The sequence below is a fragment of the Lacisediminimonas sp. genome (assembly GCF_030645335.1).
GTDB lineage: Bacteria > Pseudomonadota > Gammaproteobacteria > Burkholderiales > Burkholderiaceae_D > Lacisediminimonas.
On record NZ_JAUSNH010000183.1, the window covers coordinates 1 to 14061 of the forward strand.

Sequence of the window (14061 nt, forward strand, 5' to 3'; positions counted from 1 at the left end):
GGCCAAATGGGTTTTAGCGCCTTTTTCTTTGGTGACTTTCTTTTTGGCGCCGCCAAAAAGAAAGTTACGCGCCTGCGGGGGCGCACACCCCGCTTAACAAAACTAAATTCAAAACACCTAAAAATAATCGAAGCAGATAACCAAAAACACGAAAAAAAACCAGTTACCTATTCCAATAACCAACATCCCCATAAACCAACTTTAAATACTCCACAAAAAATCGAATCTTAGCTGGCACATGCCTCTGCTGCGGATAAACCGCCATAATCGTATAATCCGGCAGCGCATAATCATCCAGCACAGTCACCAGCGCTCCACTCTCCAGCTCCCGCTGAATCTCCCAGGTAGACCGCCAAGCCAGCCCCAATCCCTCCACCGCCCAACGGTGCAACAACTCCCCATCATTGCAATCGAGATTGCCATCCACCCGCACCGCAATCGTCTTGCCCCCTTTCCTGAAATACCAGCCGCGCTGCTGTCCGCCCTGCAAGTTGAATGACAGGCAGTTATGCCGCTGCAAGTCATCCAGCGAGACAGGTACGCCGAATCGCTCAAGATAGGCGGGCGATGCGCAGACCACCCTTTGGTTGGGCCACAGCTTGATCGCCACGAAGTTCGGATCGATATGCCCGCCAATGCGTATCCCCATGTCATAGCCCTCCCGCACGATGTCGACCACCTGGTCGGTCAGGTTGAACGACATGCGCAATTCCGGATTGGCCTGGATGAAGCGCGGCGCATGCGGCGCTACATGCCGCCGGCCGAAGGAGGCTGGCGCGGACACGATCAGGTGGCCGGTCGCCGTGTGCTGGCCTTCGGACAGCGCCTTCTCGGCGCCGTTGAGCTCGGACAGCAACTTGCGGCAGTGGTCCAGGTACACCGAGCCCTGCTCCGTGAGCGTCAGGTGGCGCGTGCTGCGATGCATCAGCTTGACGCCGAGGCGTTTTTCCAGTGCGTCGATACGTCGCCCCAGCATCACCGGCGTGACTTTTTGCGACAAGGCGGCGCGCGCCAGGCTGCCTTTTTCAACGGCTTCGACGAATGCTTCGATCTGTGTGAGCTTGTCCATAGCGGTCGATTATTCCATACCGTGAGTATCGGATAAAGCGATCTTTTGTCCTCTTATCAAACCTTTCCATCGTCGTTAGCATCGTCCCATTCGATTACCACATACAGCAAGGGGCAATGACATGGCAAAGATGACGGCAGCAGAGGCAGCAGTCCACGTTTTACGCAAGGAGGGCGCGAACGTGGCGTTCGGGGTACCGGGCGCGGCGATCAATCCGTTCTATGCGGCGATGAAGAAGGATGGCGGCATGCGCCACATCCTGGCGCGGCACGTTGAAGGCGCCTCGCACATGGCAGAAGGCTATACCCGCGCCAGGGCCGGCAATATCGGCTTGTGTATCGGCACTTCCGGTCCGGCCGGCACCGACATGATCACGGGGCTGTACTCGGCGCAGGCCGATTCGATCCCTATCCTTTGCATTACCGGCCAGGCGCCGCGTGCGCGCATGTTCAAGGAAGATTTCCAGGCGGTCGACATCGAGTCGATTGCCAAGCCAGTGACCAAGTGGGCCGTCACCGTGCGCGAACCGGCGCTGGTGCCGCGCGTGTTCCAGCAAGCCTTTCACATCATGCGCTCCGGCCGTCCTGGCCCGGTGCTGATCGACCTGCCGTTCGATGTCCAGGTCGCCGAGATCGAATTCGATCCGGATACCTATGAGCCGCTGCCGGTCTACAAGCCAGCCGCCAGCCGCAAGCAGATCGAAAAGGCGATGGCCATGTTCAACGAGGCCGAGCGGCCTCTGATTACCGCTGGCGGCGGCATTATCAATGCCGATGCTTCGGCGCTGCTGGTGCAGTTTGCCGAGATCGTCGGCGTGCCGGTGATCCCGACCTTGATGGGCTGGGGTGCGATTGCGGACGACCATCCCTTGATGGCGGGCATGGTGGGGCTGCAGACCAGCCACAAGTACGGCAATGCCACGATGCTGGAATCGGACTTCGTGCTTGGCATCGGCAACCGCTGGGCCAATCGCCACACCGGATCGGTGGATGTGTTTACCAAGGGCCGCAAGTTCGTGCACGTGGATATCGAGCCGACCCAGATCGGCCGCGTTTTCGGCCCCGATTACGGCATTGTGTCCGACGCTCGCGCGGCGCTGGAATTGTTTGTCGCCGTGGCGCTGGAATGGAAGGCGGCCGGCAAATTGAAGCGGCGCTCGCAGTGGGTGGAGCAATGCCAGGTCCGCAAGCAGACCATGTTGCGCAAGTCCGACCATGCCGAGGTGCCGATCAAGCCATTCCGCGTGTATCACGAGATGAACCGCTTCTTCGGTCGCGATGTGCGCTATGTGTCGTCGATCGGCAATTCGCAAATCGCGGCGGCGCAATTCCTGCACGTGCATCATCCGCGCCACTGGGTCAATTGCGGCCAGGCCGGGCCGCTCGGCTGGACCATACCGGCAGCGCTTGGTGTGCGCGCAGCCGATGAGAACAGCGAGATCGTGGCAATCTCGGGCGACTACGACTTCCAGTTCCTGATCGAGGAACTTGCCGTCGGTGCGCAATTCAAGCTGCCTTACATCCATGTGCTGGTGAACAATTCCTACCTCGGACTGATCCGCCAGGCGCAGCGCAATTTCGATATGGATTTTTGCGTACAGCTCGGCTTTGAAAACATCAACGTCGAGGGCGGCGAGCTGGCCGGCTATGGCGTCGATCATGTGGCCGTGGTCGAGGGCCTGGGCTGCAAGGCGATCCGGGTGACCGATCCGGACAAGCTGATCGATGCGTTCGAACAGGCGCGGGTCCTGATGCGCCAACATCGGGTACCGGTGGTGGTGGAAGTGATCCTTGAGCGGGTCACCAACATTGCAATGGGTACCGAGATCGACAACGTCAATGAATTCGCCGACGTGGCTGCGATTCGATAAGGGAGGGGAGAAATCATGACAAAACTCGCTGCCAACCTGAGCATGCTGTTCAATGAACTCGATTTCCTGGACCGCTTCGAAGCCGCCGCCGCCAATGGCTTTCGCGGTGTCGAATTCCTGTTCCCCTATGCCTGGGCGCCGCAGCAGATCGCCGACCGGCTCAAGGCAAACGATCTGGAACTGGTGCTGCACAATCTGCCGGCGGGAAACTGGGAGGAGGGCGAGCGCGGCATTGCCTGCCATCCGGCGCGCATGGCCGAATTCCGCGAGGGAGTCGCCCTGGCCCTGCGCTATGCCGCAGCGCTGGGCGTGAAGCAATTGAATTGCCTGGCCGGTGTGGTGCCGCCAGGCGTCACGCAGCAGCAGGCGCATGCCACGCTGGTGGCCAACCTGACGTATGCCGCCCAGCAGTTGCAGGCAGCCGGCGTACGCTTGCTGATCGAGCCGATCAACACCTTCGACATACCGGGTTTCTTCCTGTCGCACACACGGCAAGCGCTCGACATCATTGCGGAAACCGGCAGTGACAACCTGTTCGTCCAGTACGACATCTATCACATGCAGCGCATGGAAGGCGAGCTGGCCAACACCATCAAGGCCAACCTGCCAAAAATCGCGCATATCCAGCTGGCCGACAATCCGGGCCGCTTCGAACCGGGTACCGGGGAAATCAACTATCACTATCTGTTTCGCCTGCTCGACGAGATCGGATATGCGGGCTGGATCGGCTGCGAATACAAGCCCCGGGCAGGTACGGTGCAAGGGCTGGGCTGGCGCGCTGCGCACCAGGTCGGATAAACGTTAAACTACGGCGCGGGCCATGCATGGCAGCCAGTCGGGGGCCATGCCACAGGCCACGCGCCCGGGCAGCAAGCCGTCGTTTGCACGGCGACCAACCAATACCAGAGACCAGAGGACAAGCAACATGGCAAACATCGGATTCATCGGCACCGGCATCATGGGCGCGCCGATGGCGGCGCACCTGCAGGCAGGCGGCCATCAACTTTTCATCCACAATGCCCGCTCGAGGCCGGCACAACTGATAGCGGCCGGCGCCACGATGTGCGCCTCGGCGGCGGAGGTCGCCCGCAACGCCGAGATCATCATCCTGATGGTGCCCGACACACCGGATGTCGAGTCGGTATTGTTTGGGGAGAACGGCGTGGCAGCCGGGCTGGCCGCCGGCAAGGTCGTGGTCGACATGAGCTCGATCTCGCCGATCGCGACCAAGGAATTTGCCGCCCGCATCAACCAGCTCGGCTGCGATTACCTGGATGCACCGGTATCCGGCGGCGAAGTCGGCGCCAAGGCGGCGTCGCTGACGATCATGGTGGGCGGACCGGAGGCCACGTTCAATAAGGTCAAGCCGCTGTTCGACCTGATGGGCAAGAACATCACCCTGGTGGGCGGCAATGGCGATGGCCAGACTACCAAGGTCGCCAACCAGATCATCGTTGCGCTGAACATCCAGGCCGTGGCCGAGGCCTTGCTGTTCGCGTCGAAGGCGGGCGCCGATCCGGCCAAGGTGCGGCAAGCGCTGATGGGCGGCTTTGCATCGTCGCGGATACTGGAAGTGCATGGCGAGCGCATGGTGAAGCGCACCTTCAATCCCGGTTTCCGTATTGCGCTGCACCAGAAGGACCTGAACCTGGCGTTGCAGGGCGCGCGGGCGCTCGGCGTGTCGCTGCCCAATACCGCAGCAGTGCAGGAATTGATGAACTCGATGGTCGCGCATGATGGCGGCGGGCTCGATCATTCCGCGCTGTGCCAGGCCGTTGAGCGCATGGCCAACCATCGGATTGCAGGCGACTGAAGCCGGCAAGCAGAGCATGCGGGCCGGCTTCGCCGGCATCCGCTGCCGGCGACGGAAGGCTGCCGGCAGGGCCGAAACGAGCATGGGATTTCCCGGCTTGGCGCCCCCCCAAAAATATCATTTGTTAGTAGGATATTTGTTACAAAAATGTCATGACAGCATCAGTTGATGCAATGATAGACTTCAGTCCAGAGATCACGAGACTGTTTGCGATGATCCTCACTCAAATCCAAAGGAAAAATCATGAAATCAATTTTGAAGTCAATCAGCGTTGCCGCGCTGTGTACGATTTCGGCATCCGCCGCGGTCGCCGCCGACGACTTCCCCAACAAGCCCGTCACTATCGTGATCCCGTTTGCTGCAGGCGGCCCAACCGACGTCGTCGGCCGCATGGTTGGGCAGGCAATGAGCGTTGCGCTGAAGAAGCCGGTCGTGGTCGAAAACACCGCTGGCGCTGGCGGTACGCTGGCCGGCGCCCGGGTTGCACGCGCAGCCCCGGATGGCTACACCCTGTTCCTGCATCACATCGGTCATTCCACCGCACCGGCGCTGTATCGCAAGCTGCCTTATGACTCGATCACCAGCTTCGAGCCGATCGGTCGCGTGACCGATGTCCCGATGACCCTGATCGCCCGCAAGGACTTTCCCGCCAAGGACCTGAAGGAATTGATCGCCTACACCAAGGCAAACAAGGCCAAGGTGTCGCTCGCCAACGCCGGCCTGGGCTCGGCCTCCCACCTGTGCGGCATGCTGTTCCAGTCGGCAATCGGCGCCGAGCTCACGACAGTGCCTTACAAGGGAACAGCACCGGCCATGAATGACCTGATGGGCGGCCAGGTGGATCTGATGTGCGACCAGACCACCAATACGACGGGCCAGATCAAGGGCGGCCGGGTCAAGGCCTATGGCCTGACGACATCCAAGCGCCTGGCCTCGCTGGCCGACATTCCGACGATGAATGAAGCCGGACTGCCAAAGTTTGAAGTTTCGGTCTGGCATGGCTTGTATGCACCCAAGGGTACGCCAAAGGCAGTCATCGACAAATTGTCGGCCGCACTGCAGGTCGCCCTGAAAGACCCGGCTGTGATCGAACGCTTTGCCGGCTTGGGTACAGAACCGGTTCCGCAGAACCAGGCCACGCCAGAGGCGCTGCGCACGCACCTGAAGTCCGAGGTCGACAAGTGGGCGCCGATCATCAAGAAGGCCGGCATCTACGCTGACTGAACCCTGCCCGACCCCCAGGTGAGGCGCGCCAGCGCTTTCACCTGCGCGCCAGTGAACCTCGGTTCACTGGCGTTTTTTTTTGGCCGGCAGGTCTGGCGCGGCAGGCCACACACTGATCCTGATCCGATCGATTCACTACGTGCGCTTTCGCAATTGCATTGCGCGCTTGTATCACCACAGCGCAATGCGCTCGCACCCGGATATTCAAATTTACATGCAGGCGGTAAGCCTTACCGAGCCGCTCCGGGTGGCATATCGGCAACATGTGCGCCGGTGCAAGCCGGATACCGCCAGATCCCCGACTGGATCGCCTTGATTTGATTTGTATCAAGCGCGCGTCCGACACGCCACGAAACATCTCCACGCCTGATCTGTCGTGTTTTGCGGGCACGTTCGCTGCAACAGAGCCACGACGCGATTCCGCTAAACCCGGGATTGCCAACCATGGATGGAAAGGAACCGTGGCCCGGAACAGCAAGATTGTCCGGGAGCACGGGCCTCACCTGGTCACCCGCTTGCGGGGACGCCATCCGCTTCCAGTGATTCTGTTCAGGAGATACCTCATGCAGTCCATCTACACACGTCCCTGGGGCCGTCTGGCACTCGCTGCGGCGACAGCAATGCTCCTCGCTTCTTGCGGTGGCGACGACGACAATCCGGTCAGTACCGGCAGCAGTGGCGCCACCGGCGCCACGGCCACACCGCTGACAGCCAACGCCACATTTGCGGCGCTGCCATATCCCAATATTGCCTTGCCCAGCAATGCCTATTCGGCGCTGCTGACCGGGCAGCAGGAAGTGCCGGTGAATGCGAGCACAGCCGCTGGCACCGGCGTCGTATTGATCGACCCGGCAACACGCTTGATGCGCGCCAGCATCACCACAGCGGGCATTGCCGCAACGGCCGCTCATATTCATACGGGTGCGCCGGGCGTTGCCGGGCCTGTGGCGATTCCGCTGACTGAATCCACTGCGGGCAGCGGCGTCTGGACAGCCGAGGCAACCCTGACTCAAGCCCAGCTCGATCTCCTGCAAGCCGGTAGCCTGTACTTCAATGTGCACACGGCCGCCTTTCCGGACGGTGAGATACGCGGCCAGATCCTGACCCGTTCGACCACCCCGGTCGCAGCTACGGGAGCCGCTACAGGCACAGGTACCACCACGGGCACCGGTACCACCACAGGCACCGGTACCACCACAGGCACCGGTACAACTGCAACCGGCACAAGCGGTACTGCAACAGCCGGACTGACAACCGGTACTGCAACTGCGCTTGCGAACAAGGCCTTCTTCGTCACTGTGCTAAACACGACAGGGGCTACACCCGCAGCGGCCACCGCACCCGGTACAACCGGTACAACCGGTACAACCGGCACCGCTACGACGGGGACTGGCACAAGCACAACCGGCACTGGCACAACCACCACCACCGGCACTGGCACAACAACCGGCACTGGCACAACAACCACAACCGGCACCGGCACAACAGGAACCGCCACCACCGCGGCTGCGAGCGTGGTCACGGCGATTGGCGTATCGGTAGTGGATACGGTCACACTGCAGATACGGTCCAGCATCACCAGCATCGGCGTAAACGCCACGCAAGCGAACATCCGGCAGGGCGCTTTGGCAACAGCCTCGGCGACCGACACGGCGATCTTCTCCTATGCGCCATCCGGCACTACGGGCATCTGGTCGCTGAGCGCCGCACTGATCCCGGATGGGCTGACCGCAATGCAAGCCGGCAATTTCTACTATGAGCTTGCTGCGGCCGCCTTCACAGGTGGGTCTGCACGCGGCCTGATCGCGCCTACCACGATCACGGCCTATGGCGGTGCCAGTGCTACGACCGGCACTACCGGTACGACCGGAACGACCGGAACGACCGGAACCGCAACGACCGGAACCGCAACGACCGGTACTGGAACCACAACGACCGCTACCGGCACCTGAGGGCGTTGATCTTCAAGGTACTGCGGCCGGGGGCTTTGGCTCCCGGCTTTTTTTATTCCACAGCAATCGTGATTCCGATACAGTCCCCGGCGGCGACAATACCGTGGGCAGTGCCTGGGGCAAGGTGTCGGGGAAATCGCTGCTCTGGTGCAGACCGCGGCTTTCGTGCCGCGCCAGTGCGGACTGAACAATCAGGGACGCCACCTGCAGCAGATTGCGTAACTCGATCAGGTCGCGTGTCACGCAAAAGCGCTGAAAGTATTCAATGACTTCGGACTGCAGCAACTTGATGCGACGGTGGGCGCGATTGAGTCCTCGCGTCGAGCGCACGATTCCGACGTATTCCCACATCGTATGCCGTAGCTCGTCCAAGTTATTGCTGATCACGACTGCTTCATCCGGCTCGCTGCCGCGGCTCGCTGTCCATGCTGGTAGCGTCTCCAGCACGATGGCCGGCTGGCTGTCGATGTGATGCGCCGCTGCGCGCCCCATCACCAGGCATTCCAGTAGCGAATTACTGGCCAGCCGGTTGGCGCCATGCAAGCCGGTGTAGCTGACTTCACCCACGGCGTACAGCCCGTCGAGGTCAGCTTGTCCGTGCATGTCGGTCAGGATGCCGCCACAGGTGTAATGCGCTGCCGGAGCGACCGGAATCGGCTGCGAGGTGATGTCTATCCCCAGTTCCTTGCAGCGCGCCAGTATGTTGGGAAAATGCGATTGCAGGAAAGCCGCCGGCTGGTGACTGATATCAAGGTCGACATGGTCGAGCCCGCGTTTTTTCATTTCGAAATCGATTGCCCGTGCGACGATGTCGCGCGGCGCAAGTTCGGCCCGCGGGTCGTGTTCCGGCATGAAGCGCTGGCCAGCATCGGCGCCTGCAGCGGCCGGCAATACCAGCAGTCCGCCTTCGCCCCGTACCGCTTCACTGACCAGGAATGATTTTGCATGTGGATGGAAAAGGCAGGTCGGATGGAACTGGATGAACTCCATGTTCGCTACCCGGCATCCTGCACGCCAGGCCATCGCAACGCCGTCCCCGGTGGCCGTGTCGGGATTGCTGGTGTATGGATAGACCTTGCCGGCGCCGCCGGTCGCCAGCACCGTCTGGCTGGCGGCGATGGTCCGGACCCGCCCGCTCTGCTGGTCGAGTACGTGCAGCCCGAAGCAGCGCGCGGGTCCGATGCTGCTGACCGTGCTGATCGTTTCCGATGTGATCAGGTCGATCGCCGTATGGTGCTCAAGAATCCGGATGGAAGGATTCGAACGAACCGCCTGCAGCAAGGTCGCATGCAATGCACGGCCGGTTGCATCGGCGGCATGGAGGATGCGGCGGTGGCTGTGGCCGCCTTCACGCGTCAAGTGGAATCCGCGCTGGGTGGCAGCGTCGCGGGTAAAGGGCACACCGAGGTCGATCAGCCATTCGATCGCCTCGCGGCTGCGCCCGATGATGGCGCGTGTGACTGCTTCATCGCACAGGCCGGCGCCGGCAGCCAGCGTGTCCTGCACATGCGATTGAATGCTGTCGCCGGATTCGAGCACGGCAGCAATCCCGCCCTGTGCCCAGTTGGTCGCACCCGCTGTCAGCTCACGCTTGGCGATCAACAGTACTCGCCGCGACCTGGCCAAATGCAGTGCGACCGTCAGCCCGCCCAATCCACTGCCGACGATAGCGACATCGCACTTGATCATGTCATCATTGCTGGAATTCACCATGGATATCGCGCTCTGGATGGTTGACGGAATGGCAATTATAAAGTTGGGTCAACGATGAATAATCGATGGATAAAAATATGCTGTGCGGTGTTGTTTCTAGTCGTCGGTTTCTTGTTCGCAGTGTTCTGGTATCGCACAGCGACCTTGCCGCAGACTGCTGGTGCACTGCGCGTTCCGGGCCTGCAGCACAGCGTCGATGTCGTGCGCGACGCAGAAGGCGTGCCACATGTTTTTGCCGCTTCCGCCCGGGATGCCTGGTTCGCGCTGGGTTACCTGCATGCGCAGGATCGCCTTTGGCAACTGGAAATGAACCGGCGCATCGCGTCCGGGCGCGTGGCGGAAATCCTGGGGCCTGGTGCTCTCGGCACCGACCGCTTCCTGCGCACCCTTGGAATCAGCCGCAATGCACAGCAGATCTGGCAGCGTCTGGCGCCAGATACCCGTGGCGTACTGACGGCCTATGCCGAGGGCATCAATGCCTGGCTTCTGCATGACGGCGCTCAACTACCGCCCGAATTCCTGTTGACCGGCGCGCCGCGGCCAGCGCCCTGGCAAGCAGTCGATTCAATCGCCTGGCAAACCATGATGGCGTGGGACCTGGGCGCGAACTGGACGCAGGAAATACTGCGCATGCGGCTGGCGCAACGCTTGTCGGTGGAGCAGATCAATGCTTTCTTGCCGCCTTATCCGGGCGATGCGCCATTGCCCACGCGCGACTACACGAGCCTGTACCGCAGCATGCAAGCCGATGTCGGGCAACTGGTCAGGCTGGCGCAGCTCGCGCCGCCATCCGGCGTGGACGGCGTGGGATCGAATAACTGGGTCGTCAGCGGGCAACATACCAAGTCCGGCAAGCCGCTCTTGGCCAATGACCCGCACCTGGGACTCAATGCACCGGCGCTATGGTATTTCGCACACCTGTCGGCGCCGGGGCTGGATGTGATCGGCGCGACGCTGCCCGGCCTGCCCGGCGTCGTGTTGGGCCGCAACCAGCGCATTGCCTGGGGCTTTACCAATACTGCGCCGGACGTGCAGGATCTTTATCTGGAACGGGTCAATCCCGCCAATGCCGCGCAATACCAGACGCCGGATGGCTGGGCCGATTTCGGCACCCGGCAGGAAGTCATCCGGGTCAAAGGCCAGCCTGATGTGACGATGACCGTACGTGAGACCCGGCATGGCCCGGTGATCACCGGCGCCTTGCCGCTGCTGGAGCGCAGCGGCGTCGACGCCGCAAAACATGTCGTGGCGTTTGCCTGGACGGCCTTGATGCCGGATGACCTGACGATCCAGGGCGGCATCCGCCTGGGCAGCGCGGGCAACTGGGATGAGTTCATCACGGCGGCACGCGACTTTCATTCGCCTCAGCAAAACATGGTGTACGCCGACGTGGATGGCAACATCGGCTTCATTGCGCCGGGGCGGGTGCCGCGGCGCTTGCCGGGCAATGACCTGCACGGCCTGGCGCCGGCGCCGGGCTGGGACGCACGTTACGATTGGGCCGGTTTCATACCCTTCGACCAGCTGCCGCGCAGCTTCAATCCGCCTTCCGGCAAGATCGCCAGCGCCAATGAAAAAATCGTCGCTCCCGGCTACCCGTATTTCCTGACCAGCGAATGGAGCCTGCCGTACCGGGCGCAGCGCATTGCCGCCTTGCTCGACGCCACTGGCAGGCATGACCTGGACAGCTTCGCGCGGATCCAGAAAGATGTGCTGTCGCTGGCAGCGGCCGAGCTGCTGCCGCTGGTGCGCCGGACCCGGCCTGTTGATGAGCGCAGCCGCGAGGCGCTGGCCCTGTTGGCGGGATGGCGCGGCGAGATGCTGGCGGATCGGCCTGAGCCACTGATCTTCAACGCGTGGATGCGGGAGCTCGCGCGCCGGATATTTCAAGACGAGCTCGGCGACGCGTTGATCAAGGACTACTTCGAGCAGCGCAATGTACATGCCGCGATGGTCAATGTATTGCAGGATCGCGACGGGCAGTCCACGTGGTGCCGTGACACACGCCCGGGTGCCGCAGCGACGGACTGTGCGCAGTTGATGAGCGTGTCGCTTGGCGCCGCGCTTGCCGGACTGGAGCAGCAATACGGCGGCAACATGCGCGACTGGCGCTGGGGGCGGGCGCACCTGGCGCGCGCCGAGCACAGGCCGTTCAGCCGCGTGCCATTACTGGCCCCGCTGTTCGAGTTGCGTGTGCCCACGCCCGGCGACACCTATACCGTCAATGTCGGCCGCTACAACTTGAGCGATGAAACGCATCCGTTCCATAACCGTCATGCCGCCAGCTTGCGCGCGCTGTACGACTTGTCGGACCTGGAGAAATCGCGCTACATCCATTCAACCGGACAATCCGGTAATGCGCTGTCAGCGCATTACCGAAGCTTCGTGCAGCGTTGGGCCAGGGCCGAGTACCTGCCCATGACAATGCAGCGCAGCGTCGTGGAGCAGGGCAGCACTGGCACCTTGAGGATGTCGCCATGAGCTACGCCTGGACCGGGGCCGCCGGGCCCCGGTCCACAGGACTCTATTTCTGCATTCCCCGACAGGCGCTGAGTACAGCGAGATTCAGTGTGTCGATGGTAAACATGTTGCTGGCCGGCTCGTGCAGGAAGCCGAAAGTCATGAACTGAAGCTGCCACAGATCCCAATCCATGGTATCGGGTTCGCGCACGCCGGCCCACAGATCCTCCATGCGCTCGCGCGGCTTCCCCTTGAACGTCAGGCCTGCCTCCTCCAGCGCCTGTGTGTAGTCCATCAATGCCTTGACCAGCACATCGTGCTGTGGCGAACCCAATAGGCTGTCATTGTTCCTGTCTGGTGTCGCGCTGGACACGGTGGCCGTGGCCAGGCTTGCGGGGCTGCGCCTGGATCGATCATGCTGGAACGCAGGGTTGATCGCGCTGCCCAATGGAGGACGCCTGAAAGGCGAAGTCGGCGTGCCGGTCGATGCCCGTTTCAGCGCGACCGAAGGCGGCGTCGATTGCCCGCTGGAGATAGAGGGCGATCGTGGCCGCGATCTGTCGGGCGATTGCGGTGGAGATGATGGCGATGTCGGCGATGTCGGCGACGCAACAGGCGCTTGTTGCTGGTCGGTGCGTGATGGCGAGCGCTGCAGTGTTTCCGGTGCTGAATGTGTCCGGATATGGCGGCGCGCGGTTGGCGATTTGTCTATGTTGCGCGGGGACAGCGACAGCACGATCATCTCCCGGCCCAAGGCGCGTGGTGAGGACACCTGGATCGGACTGCCTGGTGCAGTTGTCTGCGTCGTTGTCAGAGTCGTCGTCTGGGCCGTTGTCAGGGTCGTGGTGCTTGTGCCCGGGCTGGCCGGCAATACTACGGGCATGAAGCCGACCCGGCTGGACGACCTGGTCGTGACGCCAGGCGCGCCGGAAGGCCTGGAATTGCCGGCGATCGGATCCTGTTCAGGATCTTTTTCGCGTGCACTTTGCTTTTCTTTCGTTATTTTTGAGAACAGGGCTCGCATTATTTATCCTTTGTCCGTCTGTAGGGCGCAATCGCGATTGCGCAAATTTGGTGGGGGCGTCACTTGTGCCATGCGTGTCATTGGCCGGTTTTAGTCGGCTGGCCCGACGACGAATCGCTGGCAAACGGATCCCATCCCGAGTCGACGGCGGCGAAATCGTTCCCCAGGTTCCTGATGGTCATGGTCAGTTCGCGTGCGGGCATGCTGTGCGCTTGCTGTTGCTGCTGTTGTTGTCCAGCCGTTGGCGACTGCACCGCCTGCTGCGGAGCAAGCAGGACCTGGCAATAGCTCTCGAGCGACGCCAGCAATGCCTTGGCTTGCTTGCTGTCGATGGCATCGCTATTGCTCAATGCAAGTTGCAGCGCGGCCCTTGCCTGCTCCAGTGCAGGCTTGCGCCCGGCCAGCGGCTTGTTGGCGGCTGCGCTGAACGATTGCATCAGTTCGCCAACGGTTTTCTTATCGATGTTGGTATTGGTACGCAGTGTCCTGCGCAGCGCCATCCAGGCCGCCAGTTGCGCCGGCATCCTGGCCGCCGGCCGCGCCGGCGTCGAGGTACTGCGAGTGCGCCCGGCCAGTGCGGTGGTCGTTGCCTCCAGGTTGATCCGGAACGGCGACGGGATCTGCGCGGGCAGGTGCCGTACCGCGCCGATCAACTGGGACAATGCGAAACTGGCCGGCAAATATTGCATCTGTGACAGGTCGACTTTGCTGCGCATGCTCAGGTACAACTTGCGTGTCATGTATTCGAGCGTCGGCACGCATGGCGACTCGCAATGCAATTGCAGCGCAATGTCACGCAGTTGTTCGGCGATGTCCTCGGTGTCCAGACCGGCGGTCCGGGCGGTCACGCGGATCAGGATCGACGCGATGACCCCACTGTCTATGGGATGGTCACGCTCGCCAGCGTCCGGATCACGGCGATAGGCGGTGATTGCC

12 protein-coding genes are annotated in these 14061 nt (G+C 61.9%); 8 read left to right on the forward strand and 4 right to left on the reverse strand.

Going from position 1 to position 14061, the window contains the following annotated elements; all coding sequences use genetic code 11:
* On the forward strand, positions 1–231 hold a 231-nt coding region (locus tag Q7T64_RS12880; RefSeq protein ID WP_304796244.1), incomplete at its 5' end, for a hypothetical protein.
* On the opposite strand, the gene Q7T64_RS12885 is transcribed toward Q7T64_RS12880, so the two are convergent.
* Entirely contained in the window at positions 164–1069 is a 906-nt protein-coding gene (locus Q7T64_RS12885; protein WP_304796246.1) for a LysR family transcriptional regulator, read from the reverse strand. The two genes, Q7T64_RS12880 and Q7T64_RS12885, sit on opposite strands and share 68 nt — an antisense overlap.
* Before the next feature lie 121 nt (positions 1070–1190).
* On the opposite strand from Q7T64_RS12885, the gene gcl reads away from it, so the two are divergent.
* The 5 genes from gcl to Q7T64_RS12910 all read left to right on the forward strand — a co-directional run bounded on the left by gcl (position 1191) and on the right by Q7T64_RS12910 (position 7928).
* Positions 1191–2939: a glyoxylate carboligase gene (gene gcl / locus Q7T64_RS12890; protein WP_304796248.1), complete on the forward strand. Its 1749-nt coding sequence runs from the start codon at positions 1191–1193 to the stop codon at positions 2937–2939.
* Positions 2940–2954: 15 nt separating this feature from the next.
* Positions 2955–3737, forward strand: coding sequence for a hydroxypyruvate isomerase (hyi, locus tag Q7T64_RS12895; RefSeq protein WP_304796250.1), 783 nt, complete (start codon positions 2955–2957; stop codon positions 3735–3737).
* A gap of 127 nt (positions 3738–3864) precedes the next feature.
* Positions 3865–4752, forward strand: a complete 888-nt coding sequence (locus Q7T64_RS12900) for a 2-hydroxy-3-oxopropionate reductase (protein WP_304796252.1) — start codon at positions 3865–3867, stop codon at positions 4750–4752.
* A gap of 243 nt (positions 4753–4995) precedes the next feature.
* Positions 4996–5976, forward strand: a complete 981-nt coding sequence (locus tag Q7T64_RS12905; RefSeq protein WP_304796254.1) for a tripartite tricarboxylate transporter substrate binding protein BugD — start codon at positions 4996–4998, stop codon at positions 5974–5976.
* Between the two features lie 563 nt (positions 5977–6539).
* Complete coding sequence (locus Q7T64_RS12910) at positions 6540–7928, forward strand: CHRD domain-containing protein (protein ID WP_304796257.1); 1389 nt, start codon at positions 6540–6542, stop codon at positions 7926–7928.
* 12 nt (positions 7929–7940) lie between these two features.
* Here the strand turns inward: Q7T64_RS12910 and nadB are convergent, their stop codons facing one another.
* Positions 7941–9641, reverse strand: a complete 1701-nt coding sequence (gene nadB / locus Q7T64_RS12915; protein WP_304796259.1) for an L-aspartate oxidase — start codon at positions 9639–9641, stop codon at positions 7941–7943.
* A gap of 54 nt (positions 9642–9695) precedes the next feature.
* Between nadB and Q7T64_RS12920 the strand changes: the two genes are divergently transcribed.
* Positions 9696–12122 (forward strand): penicillin acylase family protein, encoded by a 2427-nt coding sequence (locus Q7T64_RS12920; RefSeq protein WP_370653321.1) that lies wholly within the window; start codon positions 9696–9698, stop codon positions 12120–12122.
* 43 nt (positions 12123–12165) lie between these two features.
* On the opposite strand, the gene Q7T64_RS12925 is transcribed toward Q7T64_RS12920, so the two are convergent.
* Positions 12166–12549, reverse strand: a complete 384-nt coding sequence (locus Q7T64_RS12925) for a hypothetical protein (RefSeq protein WP_304796263.1) — start codon at positions 12547–12549, stop codon at positions 12166–12168.
* On the opposite strand from Q7T64_RS12925, the gene Q7T64_RS12930 reads away from it, so the two are divergent.
* The gene (locus Q7T64_RS12930) at positions 12533–13219 is read left to right on the forward strand and encodes a hypothetical protein (RefSeq protein ID WP_304796265.1); all 687 of its coding nucleotides are present in this window, start codon (positions 12533–12535) and stop codon (positions 13217–13219) included. The two genes, Q7T64_RS12925 and Q7T64_RS12930, sit on opposite strands and share 17 nt — an antisense overlap.
* Here the strand turns inward: Q7T64_RS12930 and Q7T64_RS12935 are convergent.
* Positions 13203–14061: hypothetical protein (locus Q7T64_RS12935; protein ID WP_304796267.1), on the reverse strand; the 859-nt coding region annotated here is incomplete at its 5' end. The genes Q7T64_RS12930 and Q7T64_RS12935 overlap by 17 nt on opposite strands.